A 19,489-nucleotide genomic window follows, 5' to 3' on the forward strand; every position below is an offset into this window, starting at 1 on the left:
TGACGGAATATCCTGCCGCCTTACCGAAAGCCCCCGAGCCATGGACGTCGAGCACCGAGAATTCGGTGATGCGGCCGTTCGCCATGTCGGGTCTGACGACCGGCTGAGCGAAGCCCAGCATCGCATCGCCAACAACCTGGCCCTGATCGCCGGCTATACGCGGCTGCAGGCCACGCGGCTTCACAAGTCCGGTCAGCCCCTGTCGGCCCGCGAGGCCTGCATCGCGCTGGAGGAAGTGGCGACCCGGATCGAGACCGTCGGCGAGCTGCACCGCCTGCTGTCGGCCGCGCCGGGGCATGGCCCGGGCTCGAGCGACGGCCGCGTCGACCTGGGGCGTTTCCTGTCCAAGCTGTGCCGCAGCCTGATGGAGACCGTCAGCTTCGCCGGCGAGACCGTCATCACCCACAGGGATGCCGGCGGCTGCGTCGTCCGGCCCGACCAGGCCACGCCCGTGGCCCTGATCGTCAGCGAGCTGGTGACCAACGCCCTCAAATACGCCCACCCCACCGGCGTGGCGGGCCGCATCCTGGTGTCGTGCCGGTCGACCGGCGGCGGCCTGGTCGTCGAGGTGACCGACGACGGCGTGGGCCTGAGCGAGGACTTCGACCCGCTCACCGACGGCGGCCTCGGCTTCCGGGTCGTGCGCGGCCTGGCGCGCCAGCTGGGCGCGGACTTGGTCTACGAATCCCGCGGCCTCGGCCTGACCGTGCGCCTGACGCTGGGCGCCGACGACGAGCACCGGGTCATCCCGCTCTGGCCGGATCGCGGCGCCGGATCGAACGCGGATCGGGACTAACCGCTCGCGTTCTAGGGTTTTACCCGATGGCAGGCCCGATACGGATGTTGCAACCTGAACGGGCTTGCAGACGTCGAGGTGTCCTCCCCCGATTCCCCTCGACGCGCCGGGCCGCCTACTTCCGACGGGGCGTGTCCAGCCGCAGGCCGAGAGCCGGCCGGGGTGTCCCGACGCACGAATTCGGCCGGCTCTCCCCCATCCTTTTCCCAGATCAGGTTCGGCTCAGGGCGCCGTCTTGCGGGCGTCCGGCGCCTCGTCGACCGGCATGTCCAGGCCGCCCAGCCCGGCGGCCTTCATCGCGTCGCGCAGGTTGGTGACCGGGTCGCCGGTCCCGGTCGTGAACGACAGGCTGCTGGGCGCGGCGCGGTTTTCGGCCAGGTTGCTGAAGGCCGGACCGCCGGGCGCGGCCGGGTTCAGGGCGACGGCGTAGGTCTTGCCCGGCAGGGCCGTGCACAGCAGGACGAAGGTCTTGGCGTCGTTGAGCAGGCGAGGGGTCCGCAGGCAGTCCAGCTTGTCGCCGCCCGCGCTGCCCAGATCGTAGGCGAAGTCGCGCGGCGTCATCTGCTGGTCGAACACCATCTTCAGCACCAGCACGCCCGGGGCCACCGTCTGGCCGTTCTCGGGCCAGGTCGCGACCAGCTTGGGCTTTTCGGTCGGCGGCATGACCGTGACGGGCGAGACCGGCGTCGGCGTCTCGGCGGGGGGCTTCGTCGGCGGTTTGCCGGCCTGGGCCAGGACGGGGCCGGCCGCGAGACTCAGGAGCAGGACGAGGGGAAGGGCGCGCATGATCCGCAAGGTGTGGTCAAAGCACGGCGTTCTCAAGGCGCCGCTTCGCACGCTAGCGCGTCATCCAGGGCTTGCTCTTGCTGCTCGAGGCGGCCGCGGCGGCCTGCTCGCGCTGGAACCGGCCGCCCCGCGGCGGCTTCGGCTTGGCGGCCAGGGCGGCCTTCTTCAGGCGCAGGGCGCGCTGGATCGGGGTCTCGTTGGGATCTTCGGGCTGGTCGGTCATGGCGGGCTTCTAGCATGCTCCGGGCGATCTGTCCGGAGGCCGGCGAGCAACATGGCGACCCAATCCTGGCGTTGCGCTCCCGCATCGGGCATCGTCGCCGCGTGGGCGACTCGGCGATCAACGGCAAGACCTGGAACGAGGCCGAGCAGGACATGGTGGTCGGCGACTACCTGGTCATGCTCGACAAGGTGATGACCGGTCGCGCCTACGATCCGGCCAACCATCAGCGCGCCCTGCGTTTCGTCACCAACCGCTCGGGCGGGGCGATCACCTTCCTGCAGGGCGAGATCTCGGCGGTGCTGACCCTGATCGGCCTGCCCATCCTGAAGGACCATCCGCCGCGCTGGGACTTCGGCGACGGCCTGGTGGATTCGGTGGACCGCTGCCTGACCGCCAAGCCCGCGGCCCTCAAGGACCTGGCTCAGCCGCCGGCCCTGCTGGGCCGCTCGGTCGCCCCGACCCTGGCCGAGGGCGCGCCGTCGCGGGCCCACCACGCGCCGCCCAGCGAACGCACCGAGCGGCTGGTCGCCAAGTTCGACCCCGCCGCCCGCGACCTGGAGGCCCGCATGCTGGCCCGGATCGGCGTCGCCGCCGCCCCGGTCTACGAGCAGCGCCGGCTGGAGGAGCGCGGCCGGGCGGACCTGGCCGAGCAGGTGCGCCTGATCCAGCCGACCGATCCGGAAGGCTGCGACCTGGTCAGCTTCAGCCGCACCGGCGCCCCGCGCCTGATCGCGGTCAAGACCACCACCGGCGGCCCGGCCACGCCCTTCCGGCTGACCCCCGCCGAGGACGCCCTCCGCGAAGCCCAGCCGGGGGCGTTCATCGTCTATCGCCTGTACGACGTGGCCCGCGAGGCCCGGGTGTTCCGGGTGCGGGGCCAGCCGCAGGTTTCCCAGGATCAGGCGTCCCAAGATCAGGCGTCGATGTCCCAGCCCAGCGCGATCCTGCCCGAATAGCGCCGCTGCGGTCCGTCCTGCAGGGGATGGAAGCGCGCGCCCTGGACGTCGCGGAACGCCCGCTCCAGCCCCGTGTCGCGATAGAACGACGCCCCGCCCGCCGCCTCCATGGCCCGCTCGACCGTGGCGATCGCGTTCTGGGCCAGCAGGGTGCGGCCGATCATGACGCGGCTGGTGGTCTCGGGACCAGGGACGCCGGTCTCGGCGGTGTCGACCATCCGCTCCCAGGCCATCTCGGCGCCGGCGAAGGCGTTCTCGATCGACCCGACCAGCTCGGCCGCGGCGGCGTCGGGCGACTTGCGGCCCACCAGTTCCAGCGCCTGGGCCCGCGCGCCCTCGGCCACGCCCAGATAGGCCGAATAGATCAGGGGGAAGGCGATCATGCCGATGATGTGGAACAGCGGATGCCACGGCCCGCTGGGCCGGCGGCCCGAGATCGCCGCCTCGGGCACGAAGACATCGGTCAGCACCACGTCGTGCGAACCCGTCCCGCGCATGCCCAGGGTGCGCCAGGTCTCGATGATCTCGACGCCCGGTCCCTTCAGCGGCACGGCGAAATGCAGCACCGTGGGGCCGCCTTCCGGATCGTTCCACACCGCGCTGGTCGACAGCAGGTCGCCGGCCAGGCAGCCGCTGGAGAAGGCCTTGCGGGCGGTGATCGCAAAGCCGCCCTCGACCTTGACCGCCGTCCCGCCGCTGGCCAGCCAGTCCGACCCGCCGCTGGAGACCAGCACCAGGTCCTCGGCCGCCACGCGCTTCAGCAGGCCCTCGGTCGGCGCGCCCTGCTTGCGCCAGCGCCACGCGGCGGCGGCGACCAGGTGGCTGTGCATGGCGAAGGCCAGGGCGGTGGAGCCGCAGGCCGCGCCCAGGCGGCGGATCACCCGGCAGACCTCGGCGACGCTCGCCCCGCCGCCGCCGAACTCGATGGGGACCAGGGCCTTGAAGAAGCCCTGCGCCTTCAGCTGGGCGTAGGCGTCGGCCACGAAGCTGTCGTCGGCGTCGTGGGCGGCGGCCTGGGCCGCGATGATCTGGGCCAGCGCGTCGGCGCGCGCCAGCCAGTCGATCGAGGCGGTGATTTCCGGAGTCGCGGTGTCGAGCGGCATGTCTTGAACCCTGTTGTCGAAGGCGGGTCCTTCGCCCGCCGGTTCCGCGACCTTGCCCAGGCGGGCGACCGGCCAGCTAGTTCAGCAACTGAATCTGGCCGGTACAGTCACTGAACTAGTCCGCCCGGCACGGTGGGCTTAATCTAACATCGTTATGTCTTCGGGAGGTGGCGATGTCGCAGCGCAGCTACGGGCAGTTCTGTCCTGTCGCGATGGCGGCCGAGATTTTGTGCACGCGGTGGACGGTGGTGCTGCTGCGCGAGATGGTGGCCGGCTCGACCCGGTTCAACGACCTGAGGCGCGGCGTGCCGCGGATGTCGCCGGCCCTGCTGGTCCAGCGCCTGCGCGACCTGGAGGACCACGGCGTGGTGCGCCGCGTGGCCGGCCGCGACAGCGGGGTGCTGGAATATCACCTGACGCCGGCCGGCCAGGAGCTGGAGACCCTGGTCGGGGCCATGGGCCATTGGGGCCAGCGTTGGGTGACCAGCGAGCTGTCGCTGCAGCAGCTCGACGCCTCCCTCCTGATGTGGGACATGCGCCGCCACCTCGACCTGGAGCCCATGCCCCGGCGGCGGAGCGTGATCCAGTTCCTCTACGCCGAGCAGGCCGCCGTCGACCGCTCCTGGTGGCTGATCGTCGAGCCTGACGCGGCCAAGGCCGGCGCGCCGATCGACCTGTGCTCGGTCGAGCCCGGCTTCGACGTCGACCTCTACGTGGCCTGCGATCTGAAGACCATGACCGGCATCTGGATGGGCGTGGACACCGTCCGCGCCGCCCTGGACAGCCAGCGCATGCACCTGACGGGGGACGCCGAGCTGGCGTCGAACATGCAGTCCTGGCTGGGGCTTAGTCCGTTCGCCAAGACGCGGAAGCTGGCGAGTTGATCAGACGTCGGCCAAGCAGAGACGCTTTGGCTTCTCAAGTGCTCCGGGATACGGCACGGTAAAGCTGTGGCGGACCAGAATCTCATTGGCACACCCTGGGGCGAGACTGAGCTCGATCTCATTGTCGCTGATCACTTTGCGATGTTAGCCGCGCAACTGGAAGGCCGCCCATTCGTCAAAGCGCACCATCGTGCCGCGTTGATGCAGCATGTCGACCGAACCAATCGCTCGGTCGAGTACAAGCATATGAACATCTCGGCAGTGCTGACCGAGTTAGGACACCCCACGATCCAGGGATACAAGGCCAAGGATCACTATCAGGACGCTCTGGTAGACGCGGTTGCGCGATACCTAAGCGCTCATCCTGAGGTGCTCGAAGTACCTGTCTTGGCTCCTACCCAAGATGGCTTTTCAGAACCGCCGACTCTTTTTGAGACCGAGCCCCCGCCCCTTGTCGCCAAGGCGAAGCTCCGTTCGGAGCCGTTGGAGCGATTGGTTCGGAAGTTCGACCCGGTGGCGCGTGATTTTCGAAACCGCGCCCTCGGGAAGGCGGGGGAGGAGGCTGTCTTCTTCGCCGAGCAACAACGTTTGCGTAGCGCCGATCGTGCCGATCTCGCGCGCAAGGTTCGCTGGACCGCTCAGGAGGATGGCGACGGAGCTGGCTACGATATCGCTTCCTTTGAGCTATCGGGCTCAGAGCGGCTTATCGAAGTGAAGACTACAACTGGCTCGGATCGGACGCCGTTTTTCCTGACTCGCAATGAAGAAGCATTGTCACGCGAGCGGCCTGACGCGTTCAGGCTCTACCGCCTCTACGATTTCCACCGAGCCCCCAGAGTTTTCACACTGACTCCGCCGCTTGGTGATCACGTCGTGTTGGAAGCAGAGACGTGGCGTGCGGGGTTCGGGTAATCGCGGGTGCTAAGGAACCTCGTCCAGCGCCCAGCGCCCGAACTCCGGACGGTCCTTCAGGCGCGCGTAATAGGCCCGCACCGCCGGCAGGTCGGCGTGGTTGATCGGGGTGCGCACCCAGCGATGGACCGAGACGCCCAGCACGATGTCGGCCAGGGTGAAGTCGTGGCCGGCGGCGTGGGCGTCGGTCTGGTCCAGGCGCTGATCGAGGATGGCCATGGCCTTGTTCCAGGCCTGGGCGCTGGCGGCGATCTTCTCGGGATTGTCGTAGCCCGGCGTCGGGCGGCCCAGGGCCAGGAAGGCGTAGCCCCAGGTCGGGTTCAGGGTGGTGGCCTGCCAGTCCATCCACTGCTCGACCCCGGCGCGGTGACGCGGCTCCACCGGCAGCAGGTGGCCATGGCCGAAGCGGGCGGCCAGATAACGGCAGATGGTGTTGCTCTCGTAGAGCGCGCCCTGCTCGTCGATCAGCACCGGCACCAGGCCGTTGGGGTTCAGGGCCAGGAATTCGGGCGACCGGGTCGAGGCGAAGCCCGTCCCCCAGTCCTCGCGCTCATAGGCCAGGCCCAGCTCGTCGCAGGTCCACAGCACCTTGCGGACGTTCAGCGAGGAGGTGCGGCCGAGGATCTTGAGCATGGGGGTCTCCGTCTCGATGGAGCGGTCTAGGCGACGCTTCCAACATAGGAAGCCGCCACCGCTTCGGCGACCTTGATCCCGTCCACGGCCGCCGAAAGGATGCCGCCGGCATAGCCCGCGCCTTCGCCGGCCGGGAACAGGCCGGCGACGTTGAGGCTCTGGAAGTCTTTGCCGCGGGTGATGCGGATCGGCGAGGAGGTGCGGGTCTCGACGCCCGTCATCAGCACGTCGGGATGGTCGTAGCCGGCGATCTGGCGGCCGAACACCGGCAGGGCCTCGCGCATGGCCTCCAGCACGAACGGCGGCAGGCATTCGGCCAGGTCGGTCATCTTGATCCCCGGCTTGTACGAGGGCTCGACCACGCCGAGCTCCTCGGACGGCCGGCGGGCCAGGAAGTCGCCGACCTTCTGGGCCGGGGCCCTGTAGTCGCCGCCGCCCGCCGTGAAGGCCAGGCTCTCCCACTTGCGCTGGAACTCGATGCCGGCCAGCGGGTGGCCGGGATAGTCGCGCTCGGGATCGATGGCCACCACGAAGCCGGAGTTGGCGTTGCGCTCGTTGCGCGAATACTGGCTCATGCCGTTGGTGACGACGCGGTTCGGCTCGGACGTCGCGGCCACCACCGTGCCGCCCGGGCACATGCAGAAGCTGTAGACCGTGCGGCCGTTGCTGCAGTGATGCGACAGGCTGTAGTCCGCCGCGCCCAGGTCCGGGTGGCCGGCGCAGGCCCCGAAGCGGGCCTTGTCCATCCACGACTGCGGATGCTCGATCCGCACCCCGATCGAGAACGGCTTGGCCTCGATGTGGACGCCCCGGTCGTACAGGGTCTGGAAGGTGTCGCGCGACGAGTGGCCGACGGCCAGCACCACGTGCTCGGCCGCCAGATAGTCGCCGCCCGCGATGTGCAGGCCCTTCAGCTTGCGCGAGCCGTCGGCGGCGGTCTCGATGTCGAAGTCCTCGACCCGGTGCTGCCAGCGGTACTCGCCGCCCAGGCTCTCGATCAGGGCTCGCATCTGCTCGACCATGTGCACCAGGCGGAAGGTGCCGATGTGGGGGTGGGCCTCGGTCAGGATCTCTTCGGGCGCGCCGGCCGCGACGAACTCCTCCAGCACCTTGCGGCCCAGGTGGCGGGGGTCCTTGATCTGGCTGTAGAGCTTGCCGTCCGAGAAGGTGCCCGCGCCGCCCTCGCCGAACTGGACGTTGGACTCCGGGTTCAGCACGCTCTTGCGCCACAGGCCCCAGGTGTCCTTGGTGCGCTCGCGCACCACCTTGCCCCGGTCCAGGATGATCGGCTTGAAGCCCATCTGGGCCAGGATCAGCCCGGCGAACAGCCCGCAGGGGCCGGCGCCGATGACGACCGGACGCGGGCCGTCGAAGCCCTCGGGCGCCCGGGCCACCAGGCGATAGTCGGCATCGGGCCGCAGCCGCACCTGGCTGTCGCCGGCGAAACGCTCCAGCACGGCCGCCTCGTCGCGCAGCTCGATGTCGACCGTATAGACCATCAGGATCGCCGCCTTCTTCCGCGCGTCATGGGCGCGGCGGGCGATGGTCCAGCCGATCAGGTCGCGCTCGGGGATTCCCAGGCGGCGGCAGATCGCGGGCCCGATGTCTTCGAGCGGGTGGTCCAGAGGCAGGCTAAGGTTCGAGAGGCGCAGCATGGCGCTAACTCAGCTCCCTCGGATCAATCCTCGTCCATCTTCAGGGCCGCGATAAACGCTTCCTGCGGGATCTCGACCTTGCCGAACTGGCGCATCCGCTTCTTGCCGGCCTTTTGCTTGTCCAGCAGCTTGCGCTTGCGGCTGGCGTCGCCGCCGTAGCACTTGGCGGTGACGTCCTTGCGCAGGGCCCGCACGGTCTCGCGGGCGATGATCCGGCCGCCGATGGCCGCCTGGATCGGGATGACGAACATGTGCTGGGGGATGAGCTCCTTCATCTTCTCGCACATGCCCCGGCCCCGGCTTTCGGCGCGGTCGCGGTGGACCAGCATCGACAGGGCGTCGACCGGTTCGGCGTTGACCAGGATCGACATCTTCACCAGGTCGCCGACGCGGTAGTCCTCCAGCTGGTAGTCGAAGCTGGCGTAGCCCTTGGAGATCGATTTCAGGCGATCGTAGAAGTCGAACACAACCTCGTTCAGCGGCAGGTCGTAGATGATCATGGCGCGGCTGCCGACGTAGGAGAGCTCGCGCTGCACGCCGCGACGGTCCTGGCAGAGCTTGATGATGCCGCCCAGATATTCGTCCGGGGTGAAGATCGTGGCCTTGATCCAGGGCTCGGCGATGCTCTCGATCTGCATCACGTCGGGCAGGTCGGCCGGATTGTGCAGCTCCATATGAGAGCCGTCGCGCATGTTGATCTTGTAGACCACCGACGGGGCGGTCGCGATCAGGTCGAGGTCGAACTCGCGGCTCAGGCGCTCCTGGATGATCTCCAGGTGCAGCAGGCCCAGGAACCCGCAGCGGAAGCCGAAGCCCAGGGCGGCGCTGCTTTCCATCTCGTAGGTGAAGCTGGCGTCGTTCAGGCGCAGCTTGCCGACGGCGGCGCGCAGGTCCTCGAAGTCGGCGGCGTCGACCGGGAACAGGCCGCAGAACACCACCGGGACCACTTCCTTGAACCCCTTGAGGGCTTCGGAGGTGGGCTTCTTCTCGTCGGTGATGGTGTCGCCGACGGCGGCGTCGGCCACTTCCTTGATCGAGGCGGTGAAGAAGCCGACCTCGCCTGGGCCCAGCTCGGCCACGTCGGTGGCCTTGGGCGTGAAGACGCCGACCTTGTCCAGCTTGTGGGTGGCGCCGGTCTGCATCATGCGGACCTGCTGGCCGGCCTTCAGCGTGCCGTCGAAGATGCGCACCAGCACGACCACGCCCAGATAGGCGTCGTACCAGGCGTCGACCAGCAGGGCCTTCAGCGGGGCGTTGCGGTCGCCCTTGGGGGCGGGCAGGCGGGTGACGATGGCTTCCAGCACGTCGGGGATGCCGACGCCGGTCTTGGCCGAGCACTCCACGGCGTCCGAGGCGTCCAGGCCGATGACCTCCTCGATCTGGGCCTTCACGCGATCGACGTCGGCGGCCGGCAGGTCAACCTTGTTGAGGACCGGGACGATCTCGTGGTTGTTGTCGATGGCCTGGTAGACGTTGGCCAGGGTCTGGGCTTCCACGCCCTGCGAGGCGTCGACGACCAGGATCGAGCCTTCGCAGGCGGCCAGCGAGCGCGACACCTCGTAGGCGAAGTCGACGTGACCGGGGGTGTCCATCAGGTTCAGGACATAGGTCTCGCCGTCATTGGCCTTGTAGTTCAGGCGCACGGTCTGCGCCTTGATGGTGATGCCGCGCTCCTTCTCGATGTCCATGTTGTCCAGCACCTGGGCGCTCATCTCGCGCGCGGTCAGGCCGCCGGTGGTCTGGATCAGACGGTCGGAAAGGGTGCTCTTGCCATGGTCGATGTGCGCGACGATGGAAAAATTGCGGATCTTGTCGAGAGGCGTCGAAGTCATGGCGCTGCGTCTAGCATATTTGCGGGCATTCGCGAGGGTCGTTGCGAAGTCCCTCCCCCTGTGGGGGAGGCGGGCGAAGGCCGGTGGGGGGAGTTCCGGGATCGATTATCCGGAACCCGGCCGTCATCCGATCACTTCCCCCTCCGTCGCCCTGCAGGCGACACCTCCCCCACAGGGGGAGGGATGGTTAACTCGCCATTAAGTTCCAGGCCGCAAACCCGACTCAATGGGTTGAGACAGTCAAGACTGTCAGAATCGCGAGAGAGACCATGGACCGCCGCAAGCTGATCCTTTCGGGCATCGCCACCGCCGGGCTGAGCGCCTGCGCCAGCACGGCCCAGGAGCAACCGGGCGCTCCGCCGGCCAAGTCGCAGTACGACACCGGCCGCGCCCAGACCTATTCGGCCGACGAGATGATCCGCAGCGGCTCGGACTTCCTGGGCGTGACCGCCGAGAGCATCGGGGCGGTGATCGAGCGCGCCTTCCGCGACAACGGCCAGCCCACCGGCTACGTCGCCGGCGAGGAGGGCTCGGGCGCCATCGGCGTGGGCCTGCGCTATGGCCGGGGCCTGCTGTACATGAAGGGCCGCGACACCCAGGAGGTGTTCTGGCAGGGGCCGTCGGTGGGCTGGGACTGGGGCGGCAACGCCAGCCGGGTCTTCACCCTGTGCTATAACCTGCAGTATCCGGACGCGATCTTCCGCCGCTTCCCGGGCGTCGAGGGCTCGGCCTACCTGGTGGGCGGCCTGGGCGTGAACTATCAGAAGGCCGACACCATCACCCTGGCCCCGATCCGCGCCGGCGTGGGCCTGCGCCTGGGCGCCAACGTCGGCTACCTGGCCTATAGCCGGCAACGGAACATCCTGCCGTTCTAACCTTCTTTGAGGGCGGTGGTTCTCGCCACTTGCCCCCTACGGACCGCTTCGCGGTCGTCTTCCCCCATAGGGGGAAGAGCCTCGATAGCGGCCGCGCGCGTGGCTCCGCCCCCTACGGGGGCGGACAGGCGGCGAAGCCGCCAGGTGGGGGCAAGCGGGCGCGAACACCCCAGACCTAGCGCTTGGATTCGCGCGAGTTCCCTTGCAATATCAATCCCAACGAGAATGAGTCCGCCTGGAGCGGTCCGTCGGTCGACGGCCGACCGTTCGCCCTCGGCGCGCTCGCCCGCAGGGAAGCGCCATGTTCGAGCGGCTGAAGCGTACCTGGTTCGTCTGGCTGCTGCTGGCGCTGGTCTGCGCCGTCTTCCTGCCCCGGCTGATCGACGCGCGGACGACGTCGACCGCCCCGCCGTCCGCCCAGGTCCCCGCCGCCTCGCGCTTCGTCGTCCATGACCCCGGCGGGGCGACCATCGGCTGGCTGAACATCAAGTATCCCCGCACGATCCGCGAGAACGAGGAGGGGGTGCTGGAGGCCGAGTACACCACCGGCGACACGCACTGGACCGGGGCGGCCAAGGGCGGGCCGGGCGACGTCTACGACAAGGCCTATGACCACGCCTACGGCTACGTCCAGCCGCCGGCCGGCATGAAGGTCGAGCTCAGCGGCGCGGACCTGGCGATCACCCCGGCCCCGACCCACGAGTTCGACGTCCAGCGCATCGCCGCCACCGGCGTCGAGCGGGTCAAATGGATCGTCTCGCCCAAGGCCGAGGGCGACCACGTGCTGCTGGTGCGGTTCAACGTCAGCCCGGCCACCTTCAAGGCCATCCCGATCTCGGCCAACGGCCAGCCGCAGGGGGCGGACCCGCAGATCCTGCTGCCGGTCAAGGTGTTCACGATCTACGGCGTGCCCAAGGCCACGGTGCTGATCGCCAAGGGCGGGGTGGGTCTCGTCTCGTTCCTGCTGACCCTGCCGGCGGCCTTCGTGCTGTTCGAGCGGTTCTTCAGGAAGAAGCCGAAGGCGCGGCGGAAGAAGACGGTCTAGACCGCCGTCACCGTCACGCTCTGCGCCACCATGGTCGCCTTGCCGAAGATCGTCAGGAACGCCACGTCGGCCGCGTCGCGGCCGTAGGCGATGCGGACCAGGCCGTCGATCGGCGCCAGGCCCGTCGGGTCCAGCAGGCGCCAGCGGCCGCCGACGAACACCTCGACCACGGCGTGGAAGTCGGGCGGCTCCAGGGTCAGGGCGTAGACGCTGGCCACCCGGGCGGGGATGTCGCTGGCCCGGCACAGGGTGATGGCCAGGTGGGCGAAGTCGCGGCATACGCCCGCCCGCTGGACATAGGTCTCGAGCGCCGTGGTGCGGGCGTCGCTGCAGCCGATCCGGTATTCGAGGTGGCCGGCGATCCAGGCGGCGACGGCGGCCACCCGCGCGCCGCCCTTCAGGACGCCGAACTTCTGGTCGGCGATGGTCTCGAAGGTGTCGGACGGGCAGTAACGGCTGCCGCGCAGATAGGGCAGGGTGTCGATCGGCAGCTCGGCGATGGGGTGCTGGGCGGCCTCGGCCAGGGCCATATCACGGTGGTCGATCTCGACGACGGCGTCATAGGCGATCGCCAGCCGCCCCTGGTGGGTGAAGGCCACCCGGCGCTCGCCCGAGACCGGGTCGTCGCGGCGGGTGACCTGGACCGGCGGATCGAAGACCAGGCGCTCCTCGACCACCGTCTGGTCGTCGGCCACGGCGGCCTCGATCTGCAGCAGGGATTCCACCCGTTCGGGGAAGTCGTAGTCCAGCCGCGTCTCGAGGCGCACGCGCATGGTCGTCTCCCGGCGGTCCAGCCGGCACAACGGCTCGTGGACGAGGAAGGTTCAGTGCCGGGTGACCTTGCCGGAGATCCAGTCCATCGTGGCCATCAACACGCCGGAAACGATGAACGCCACGTGGATCCCGACCAGCCAGCCCAGCCGGATCTGGTCGAACTCCACATCGGGGTCCTCGCTCATCTTCAGGCACAGTTTGAGCACCGAAACGGCGGAGATCGCGGCGACGGACGCGATCAGCTTCATCTTCATGCCCGAATAGTCGACCCGGCCCATCCAGCTGGGCCGGTCGCCGGAGTTGGTCTCGATCTGCGAGACGAAGTTCTCGTAGCCGGCCAGGATGACGATCAGCAGCAGGTTGCCGGTCAGGGACAGGTCGATCAGCGACAGGGCCAGGATGATCGCGAACTCGGGCTTGGAGCCCAGGGCCTTGGGCAGGTCGTGGGCCAGTTCCCGGAAGAAGACGACGACCAGCAAGCCCAGCATGAAAACCAGGCCCAGATAGATCGGGACCATCAGCCACCGCGAGGCGAAGAGCCCCTTTTCCAGCGTGTGCTCGAACGACCGCTTCTCCAGGGGCATGTGCGATCTCCAGCCTTCGTCCAGCGGCGCGTTTGCTGGACGTACTCCGGAGGCAAGCGGCCTGAGCGTCAATCAGGGGAAGACCTGAGTTTCCGGGCGGTCGGCGCTAGCAAGGCGCGTTCGGATTTCTCGTGTCGCTCAGCGCTTGCCCAGCTCGACGACTTGGCGGGTCGGCCCCACGATGCGAACCCGTCCCTGGAGGGCGCCCGCTGATCCCGAAGCGCCGCGCTTCATGTGTGACCCCGTGAACGGCGCCACGAGGGTCGCGCCGTCGCAGCGGGGTGCACCGAAATCCAGGTGCAGGTGTGAGTTGCCTGGCCACCGCGCGTCCATCGCCCGATCGATCAGAGCCACCAGGTCGACGGCCTTGTCCTCGGCGACGAACAGCACCTGGCCTTGGGCCTCGATCACCGGCTCGGCCTCGACGAACAGCATGTCGCCGCAGGCGAAGGTCCTCCAGCCGTGGCAGACGTCGGTCATGACGAGGGCGGGATGGCTCGCGGAACGACCGCCGCGGATCTCGGTGCAGGCGCCGCCCTTTTCCTGGGCGATCCGCAGCGCCGTCTCGACCGTGGGAGGCTCGAGCGCTTCCGCGGTCGCCGCTCCGCCGGACAGGAGGCACAGGCCCAGGGCGACCAGGGGCGGCGAAAGGCGGGACATGGCGGTGCTCGTCAGGGGAAAGCTAGAGCTTGCATGAGCCCACCGGGAAGTCGAGCCGATGCGACGACGTCTAGCCGCCCCACACCTGCTTCAGCCGCAGGTCGCGGCCGCAGCCCATGCGGTAGGCGTGGTACTCGATCGAGTGGTTCCGAGCGTAGTCGCGGTGATAGGCCTCGGCCGGCCAGAAGGTCTTCAGGTCCAGGATCTGGGCCTTCATCGTGCCGGTCTTCAGGCGCTTGGCGGCCTCGGCGCGGGACTTTTCGGCGATCGGGCGCTGGTCGGGCGTGACGAACACGGCGGGGCGGTACGAAGGGCCGCGGTCGCAGAACTGGCCGCCGTCGTCGGTGGGATCGACCAGCTTCCAGTACTTGTAGAGCAGGAAGCCGTAGTCGAGCTTGGCCGGGTCGTAGGTGACGCGCACCGACTCGTAGTGGCCCGAGGTCTCGCTGGTCACGTCGCGATAGGTGGGCCGGTCGACGTGGCCGCCGGTGTAGCCGCTCTCGACCTTCAGCACGCCGGGAATGCCGCGCATGTCGTTCTCCATGCACCAGAAGCAGCCGCCGGCGAAGACGGCGGTGGCGGGCGGGGCGGGCTTGCCGGCCGCCAGCACGTCGGCGGGCAGGACGATGGCGGCGAAGCTGGCGATCAGGACAAGGAGACGGCGGATCATGGGGGAACTCCGGGGAACCTGTCCCTAGATACGGATCAGGCCGGCGAAAGGTTACACCCTAGCGCCAGCCGAATCCGACGCCGCGCACCGACGGGCAGGCCGACAGGCGGGCGGCCAGGGTCTGGGCCCGCTCGTCGCCCTGGTCGTCCAGCTCCAGTCGGATGCTGAGGCCCGCGCCGTCCGGCTGGGCCGTGAGGGCCCGCAGCCGGGTCTGCTGGACGTTGGCCACGCCCAGCACCCGCATCAGGGCGTCGGGCGTGTCGTCGGCGATCACCAGGAAGAGGCGGCGTTTGTCGCCCTCCGGTTTGGCGGCCTCCGCGAGGCTCAAGGCCGCACCCACTGATGCTCGACGCTGGCCGAGGTGACGCCGGGCCAGGCGGCCAGGTCGCGGGCCAGCAGGCGAGCCGCCTGGTCGCTGAGGTGGCGGACGCGCAAGGACCCTTCGACGATCTGGCCGACCGGCTTCATCGTCAGGCCGCACAGCTCGGCGCCGCTGTCGGCCAGGCCCTGGCGGACGGCTTCCAGCGCGGACGGGGCGTCCTGGGCGGCCAGCAGCAGCTGGTGGACGGTGACGCCTTCGGGGTCGGAGTGGAAGGCGGGTGGGGAAGGCAGGTAGCTCATGGGTGTTCTCGGATCCTTTGGTTTGAAGGGAGGACCGATGACCGCACAGCAAAAACCCCGCTCCTGGTGGGAAGCGGGGCTTTGCGGATCTTGCGATCTTTCGGCTTTTTGGTCGTCTAGTCGACCGCGCGCCTGTGCTGCCCCGTTCGCACACGAACGGTTTTAATCTTGGCCTGCATCATAATGGCGCGCGCGCACGAGATCGCGACGCCGGCGGTGAGGCCGGTGGCGATCAGAACGTTCATGGCCAGCTGCGAGAGCATGATGGCGGCGAAACTCCGTGTGCGATTACACAGTTAGCGTGGGCGTAGGGTTAGCGCAAGGCTTTGCCGGGCGCGTGCGGCGATTGGAGCCGGGTGCGCAAGAAATATGCGGCGGGCGCCCAATAGGTCCTCCCCCCATGGGGGAGGTGTCGGCGAAGCCGACGGAGGGGGGAGTTCGCCGACGCGGGTCTGCTCCCCCCACCGGCCCATTCGGGCCGCCTCCCCCACAGGGGGAGGGCCTTTGATCCTAAGACCGCAGCTTCCCGCCGGCCTTCTCGACCGCCGCCACGATCTTGGCCGACAGGGCCTCGATCTCGGCTTCGGTCAGGGTCTTGTCGCGCGGCTGGACCACCACCTCGAGGGCGATCGACTTGGCGCCGTCCGGCACGCCGGGGCCCTCGTAGACGTCGAACACCCGCACGGCGTCGATCAGCGCCTTGTCGGCGCCGGCCGCGGCCTTGACCAGGTCGCCCGCCGCCTTGGCCTTGTCGGCCACGAAGGCGAAGTCGCGGGTCAGGGGCATCAGGGGCGAGGGCGAGAACGCCGGACGCGACTTGATGGCCTTCTTCTTCGGCTCGGGCACGGCTTCCAGGGTGATCTCGAAGCCGTAGACCGGGCCCGCCACGTCCAGGGCCTTGAGGACCGCCGGATGCAGTTCGCCGAACTCGGCCAGCACCGCCTTGGGGCCCAGCTGCAGGCGGGCCGAGCGGCCGGGATGCCACCAGGACGAGGCCGAGCCCTGGGCGGTCTGCAGCGAGGCGACCGGCGCGCCGATCTCCTCCAGCAGGGCCAGCAGGTCGGCCTTCACGTCGAACAGGTTCTCGGCCGGCGCCTTGTCCCAGCCGCGCGGCGCGCGCGGGGCCAGGATGGCGGCGACGGCGGTCTTCTGGTCCTGCGGGCGGTCGCCGAAGAACACCGGGCCGATCTCGAACAGGGCGATGTCCGGGAAACCCTGGCGGGCGTTGCGGCCGGCCGCGTCGATCAGGTTGGGCAGCAGCGACGGGCGCATGCAATCCAGCTCCGAGGCGATCGGATTGGCCAGCATCAGCACGTCCTGGCCGCCGCCGAACAGCTCGGCCGTCTTGCGGCTGGTGAAGCTGTAGGTCAGGGCCTCGGCGTAGCCGCCGGCCGCCAGGGCGCGGCGCGCGGTGCGGGCGCGGGCCTGCTTGGCGGTCAGCACGCCGCCGACGGCGCGCGGGACCTCGGGCAGGGCCGTCGAGGGCAGCTCGCCGTAGCCGGCGATGCGGGCCACTTCCTCCACCAGATCGGCCTTGCCTTCCACGTCGCGGCGGAAGGTGGGCGGGGTCACGCAGACCACGCTCTCGGCGTTCGTGGCGAAGGCCGCGGTCGAGACGTCCTTGGGCGGCTCGATCGTGAAGCCCAGGTCCGTCAGGATCTTCAGGGAACGCTCGGGGGCGATCTCCAGGCCCGACAGCTGGCCGACATAGGCCGGGTCGAACAGGATCGGGCCGGGCGCGGCCGGGGCCTCGCCGGCGACGACGACGTCCGACGGTTGGCCGCCGCACAGCTCCAGGATCAGCTTGGTGGCCAGCTCCAGGCCCGGCACGACCGAGCCGGTGTCGACCGTGCGGGCGAAGCGGTACTGGGCGTCGCTGGCGATGCCGGTGGCGCGGCCCGTCTGGGCGATGCGGATCGGCTCGAACCAGGCGCATTCCACGAAGACGTCGACGGTCTCGTCCGAGCAGCCGGTGCTTTCGCCGCCCATCACGCCGCCCAGGCCGATCGGCCGCTCGCCGGCGGCGTCGGAGATCACGCTCATCTCGGGCGTCAGCTCGTAGGTCTTGCCGTCCAGGGCGATCAGGTGCTCGTCGCCGTTGACGCCGTGATGGCCCAGCCGCGCCTCGATCACGGTGCCGACCAGCTTGGCCGCGTCATAGACGTGCAGCGGCCGGGCGCGGTCGTACGAGATCAGGTTGGTGACGTCGACCAGGGCGTTGATCGGGCGCAGGCCGATGGCCTTCAGGCGGTCCTGCAGCCACTTGGGCGAGGGGCCGTTCTTGACGCCCTTGATCAGGCGGCCGGCGAACACCGGACAGGCGTCGCCGTCGACCTTGATCGCGATCGGGCAGGGGAAGGTCCCCGGCACCGGGGCGATCGACAGGTCCTTCAGCGTGCCCACACCCGCTGCCGCGAGATCGCGGGCGATGCCGGCCACGCCCAGCCAGTCGGGGCGGTTGGGGGTGACCTCGAAGTCGATCACGGCCTCCAGGCCCAGGGCCTGGGCGGCCGGGGTCCCGACGGCCAGGTCGTTCGACAGCTCCAGGATGCCCTCGGAGCCGTCGTCGGCCTCGAGCTCGGAGCCCGAGCACAGCATGCCGTTGGAGACCACGCCGCGCACCGGCTTCTCGACCAGGGTCACGCCCAGGCCGGGCACATAGGCGCCGATCGGGGCGTAGACGGTGGTCAGGCCCGGACGGGCGTTGGGCGCGCCGCAGACGATCTCCTTGCGGCCGTCGACGGTGTCGACCTGGCAGACGCGCAGGCGGTCGGCGTTGGGGTGCTGCACGGCCTCGACGATCTTGGCCACGGTGAAGGCGGCCAGCTTCGACGCCGGATCGGTGACGTGTTCGACCTCGAGGCCGGCCATGGTCATGGCGGCGACGACGTCGGTGGCGGACGCCTCGGTGTCGAGGTGGTCCTTGAGCCAGGAAAGGGTGAACTTCATTATCGCGTTTCCAGCGCCAGCAACTGATCGAGGAATTGGGCGGGGCCGGTGAAGCCCAGGCCGAAGAACTCGCAGTTGATGAATTGGCAGTCCTCGACGGGGATCGTGCCGATTACGGAGGTGGGACTGGCCGGGCGCAGCACGAGGTTGCGCACGTCGCCGCCGTTGGGGCCGAAGTTGGTGGCGTCGAAATTGCAGTTGTCGAGCACCAGCATCACCGCCGGACCCTCGATCCGGCAGTTGCGGAAGGTGCGGCCCGAGAGGGTCCGCTGGCCCGCCGCGAAATTGGCGCGGTACAGGTCGTAGAGCGACAGGTCGAGGTTCTCGAACACCTTGGCCAGGGCGTCGGTGGGGATGCGGCCCGGGCGGCCGCCTTGTTGGAAGCTCTGGGTCATCAGCTCAGTCCCGAGGCGGCGTTGGGGGCGGCGAAGGCCGAGAAGCCGTAGTGGCTCAGCCAGCGGCTGTCGGACGCCCACATGTCGCGGAGGTCCGGCATGCCGTACTTCAGCATGCCCAGCCGATCGACGCCCATGCCGAAGGCGAAGCCCTGGTACTCGTCCGGATCGATGCCGCAGGCGCGCAGCACGTTCGGATGGACCATGCCGCAGCCCAGGATCTCGAGCCAGGACGTGCCCTGGCCGATCTTGATCTCGCCGCCCGAGCGGTCGCACTGCACGTCCATCTCGGCCGACGGCTCGGTGAACGGGAAGTGGTGCGGCCGGAACTGGGTCGTCACCGCGTCGGTCTCGAAGAACCGCGCCAGGAAGGTCTCCAGGGTCCACTTCAGGTGGCCCATGTGGATGCCCTTGTCGATCACCAGGCCCTCGACCTGGTGGAACACCGGCGTGTGGGTGGCGTCGTTGTCGACGCGATAGGTGCGGCCCGGGGCGATGATCCGGATCGGCGGCTTCTGCGACACCATGGTCCGCACCTGCACGGGGCTGGTGTGGGTGCGCAGCAGCATGCGCTCGCCGTCTTCTTTCGTGTTGAAGAAGAAGGTGTCGTGCATTTCCCGCGCCGGGTGCTTGGGCGGGAAGTTCAGGGCGGTGAAGTTGTGGAAGTCGTCCTCGATGTCCGGACCCTCGGCCACGGCGAAGCCCATCTCGGCGAAGATGGCGATCATCTCGTCCATGGTCTGCATGGTCGGGTGGACGCTGCCGCGGCGGCGGTGCGGGGCGGGCAGGGTCAGGTCCAGGGTCTCGCTGGCCAGGCGCGCGTCGAGGGCGGCGGTTTCCAGCGCGGCCTTCTTGTCGTTCAGCGCCGTCTGCACGCGGTCGCGCAGGACGTTGATGGCCGCGCCGCGCTCCTTGCGCTCGTCGGGGCTCATGGCGCCCAGGGTCTTGAGCAGGCCCGAGATCGAGCCGGTCTTGCCCAGGGCGGCGACGCGCACGGCGTCGAGGGCGGCGAGATCGCCGGCGGCGGCCACCTGGGCCAGCACGTCGGCTTCGAGAGTGGTGAGATCGGTCATGACGGGGTTCCGTCTAGGCGGTTTTGATGATCGTTGAAACCAGGGAAGCTTCCCCAATTCCGC

General features: G+C 69.1%; 22 protein-coding genes. 6 read left to right on the forward strand and 16 right to left on the reverse strand.

Translation table 11 applies throughout. The features are described 5' to 3' along the window. The first annotated feature begins 40 nt into the window (after nt 1-40). Entirely contained in the window at nt 41-796 is a 756-nt protein-coding gene (locus WAE60_RS03685) for a sensor histidine kinase (protein WP_337685023.1), read from the forward strand. A gap of 222 nt (nt 797-1,018) precedes the next feature. Here WAE60_RS03685 and WAE60_RS03690 read toward each other — a convergent pair whose 3' ends face one another. Beyond that, a complete protein-coding gene (locus WAE60_RS03690) occupies nt 1,019-1,582 on the reverse strand; it encodes a hypothetical protein (RefSeq protein WP_337685025.1) in 564 nt (187 codons plus the stop codon). Nucleotides 1,583-1,634: 52 nt separating this feature from the next. Continuing rightward, nucleotides 1,635-1,805 (reverse strand): hypothetical protein, encoded by a 171-nt coding sequence (locus WAE60_RS03695; protein WP_197026716.1) that lies wholly within the window; start codon nt 1,803-1,805, stop codon nt 1,635-1,637. A gap of 14 nt (nt 1,806-1,819) precedes the next feature. On the opposite strand from WAE60_RS03695, the gene WAE60_RS03700 reads away from it, so the two are divergent. Continuing rightward, nucleotides 1,820-2,761 carry a DUF3883 domain-containing protein gene (locus WAE60_RS03700; protein WP_337685028.1) on the forward strand — a complete coding sequence of 314 codons (942 nt, stop codon included), beginning with the start codon at nt 1,820-1,822 and terminating at the stop codon, nt 2,759-2,761. On the opposite strand, the gene WAE60_RS03705 is transcribed toward WAE60_RS03700, so the two are convergent. Continuing rightward, nucleotides 2,719-3,864, reverse strand: a complete 1,146-nt coding sequence (locus WAE60_RS03705) for an acyl-CoA dehydrogenase family protein (RefSeq protein WP_337685029.1) — start codon at nt 3,862-3,864, stop codon at nt 2,719-2,721. The genes WAE60_RS03700 and WAE60_RS03705 overlap by 43 nt on opposite strands. Before the next feature lie 173 nt (nt 3,865-4,037). Here WAE60_RS03705 and WAE60_RS03710 point away from each other — a divergent pair, with 173 nt between their 5' ends. Together WAE60_RS03710 and WAE60_RS03715 are read left to right on the forward strand one after the other, a co-directional pair. Continuing rightward, nucleotides 4,038-4,748, forward strand: coding sequence for a helix-turn-helix domain-containing protein (locus WAE60_RS03710; protein ID WP_337685031.1), 711 nt, complete (start codon nt 4,038-4,040; stop codon nt 4,746-4,748). Nucleotides 4,749-4,814: 66 nt separating this feature from the next. Beyond that, entirely contained in the window at nt 4,815-5,660 is an 846-nt protein-coding gene (locus WAE60_RS03715; RefSeq protein WP_337685033.1) for a DUF3883 domain-containing protein, read from the forward strand. Between the two features lie 9 nt (nt 5,661-5,669). Here WAE60_RS03715 and WAE60_RS03720 read toward each other — a convergent pair whose 3' ends face one another. Genes WAE60_RS03720 through lepA form a run of 3 tightly spaced genes read right to left on the reverse strand, consistent with a single transcriptional unit; the run spans nt 5,670 to nt 9,780 of the window. Continuing rightward, entirely contained in the window at nt 5,670-6,293 is a 624-nt protein-coding gene (locus WAE60_RS03720; protein ID WP_337685034.1) for a glutathione S-transferase family protein, read from the reverse strand. A gap of 26 nt (nt 6,294-6,319) precedes the next feature. Continuing rightward, nucleotides 6,320-7,948 (reverse strand): NAD(P)/FAD-dependent oxidoreductase, encoded by a 1,629-nt coding sequence (locus tag WAE60_RS03725; protein WP_337685035.1) that lies wholly within the window; start codon nt 7,946-7,948, stop codon nt 6,320-6,322. A gap of 23 nt (nt 7,949-7,971) precedes the next feature. Further along, nucleotides 7,972-9,780 (reverse strand): translation elongation factor 4, encoded by a 1,809-nt coding sequence (gene lepA, locus WAE60_RS03730; RefSeq protein ID WP_337685036.1) that lies wholly within the window; start codon nt 9,778-9,780, stop codon nt 7,972-7,974. Nucleotides 9,781-10,049: 269 nt separating this feature from the next. Between lepA and WAE60_RS03735 the strand changes: the two genes are divergently transcribed. Both WAE60_RS03735 and WAE60_RS03740 read left to right on the forward strand, forming a co-directional pair. Further along, complete coding sequence (locus WAE60_RS03735) at nt 10,050-10,655, forward strand: EipA family protein (RefSeq protein WP_029913821.1); 606 nt, start codon at nt 10,050-10,052, stop codon at nt 10,653-10,655. Between the two features lie 301 nt (nt 10,656-10,956). After that, nucleotides 10,957-11,700, forward strand: coding sequence for a hypothetical protein (locus tag WAE60_RS03740; RefSeq protein WP_337685037.1), 744 nt, complete (start codon nt 10,957-10,959; stop codon nt 11,698-11,700). Here WAE60_RS03740 and WAE60_RS03745 read toward each other — a convergent pair. The 10 genes from WAE60_RS03745 to pheS form a co-directional block, all read right to left on the reverse strand. After that, nucleotides 11,697-12,473, reverse strand: a complete 777-nt coding sequence (locus WAE60_RS03745; RefSeq protein WP_337685038.1) for a transglutaminase family protein — start codon at nt 12,471-12,473, stop codon at nt 11,697-11,699. The genes WAE60_RS03740 and WAE60_RS03745 overlap by 4 nt on opposite strands. Before the next feature lie 51 nt (nt 12,474-12,524). Beyond that, the gene (locus WAE60_RS03750; protein WP_029913812.1) at nt 12,525-13,058 is read right to left on the reverse strand and encodes a YqhA family protein; all 534 of its coding nucleotides are present in this window, start codon (nt 13,056-13,058) and stop codon (nt 12,525-12,527) included. A 138-nt stretch (nt 13,059-13,196) separates the two neighbouring features. Next, on the reverse strand, nt 13,197-13,718 hold the full coding sequence (locus tag WAE60_RS03755) for a hypothetical protein (RefSeq protein WP_337685040.1): 522 nt from the start codon (nt 13,716-13,718) through the stop codon (nt 13,197-13,199). 70 nt (nt 13,719-13,788) lie between these two features. Further along, complete coding sequence (gene msrA / locus WAE60_RS03760) at nt 13,789-14,385, reverse strand: peptide-methionine (S)-S-oxide reductase MsrA (protein WP_035018589.1); 597 nt, start codon at nt 14,383-14,385, stop codon at nt 13,789-13,791. Nucleotides 14,386-14,446: 61 nt separating this feature from the next. Beyond that, nucleotides 14,447-14,728, reverse strand: a complete 282-nt coding sequence (locus WAE60_RS03765) for a hypothetical protein (RefSeq protein WP_337685041.1) — start codon at nt 14,726-14,728, stop codon at nt 14,447-14,449. After that, nucleotides 14,713-15,009 (reverse strand): hypothetical protein, encoded by a 297-nt coding sequence (locus tag WAE60_RS03770; protein ID WP_029913805.1) that lies wholly within the window; start codon nt 15,007-15,009, stop codon nt 14,713-14,715. The genes WAE60_RS03765 and WAE60_RS03770 overlap by 16 nt, the downstream gene beginning before the upstream one ends. Nucleotides 15,010-15,125: 116 nt before the next feature. Beyond that, nucleotides 15,126-15,272 carry a hypothetical protein gene (locus WAE60_RS03775; RefSeq protein ID WP_197026715.1) on the reverse strand — a complete coding sequence of 49 codons (147 nt, stop codon included), beginning with the start codon at nt 15,270-15,272 and terminating at the stop codon, nt 15,126-15,128. 247 nt (nt 15,273-15,519) lie between these two features. After that, complete coding sequence (pheT, locus tag WAE60_RS03780) at nt 15,520-17,958, reverse strand: phenylalanine--tRNA ligase subunit beta (protein ID WP_337685042.1); 2,439 nt, start codon at nt 17,956-17,958, stop codon at nt 15,520-15,522. Continuing rightward, the gene (locus WAE60_RS03785) at nt 17,958-18,353 is read right to left on the reverse strand and encodes a hypothetical protein (protein WP_051695759.1); all 396 of its coding nucleotides are present in this window, start codon (nt 18,351-18,353) and stop codon (nt 17,958-17,960) included. The genes pheT and WAE60_RS03785 overlap by 1 nt, the downstream gene beginning before the upstream one ends. After that, a complete protein-coding gene (gene pheS, locus WAE60_RS03790; protein ID WP_337685044.1) occupies nt 18,353-19,426 on the reverse strand; it encodes a phenylalanine--tRNA ligase subunit alpha in 1,074 nt (357 codons plus the stop codon). The genes WAE60_RS03785 and pheS overlap by 1 nt, the downstream gene beginning before the upstream one ends. Nucleotides 19,427-19,489: the final 63 nt, after the last annotated feature.

The organism is Caulobacter sp. CCG-8 (assembly GCF_037402475.1).
GTDB lineage: Bacteria > Pseudomonadota > Alphaproteobacteria > Caulobacterales > Caulobacteraceae > Caulobacter.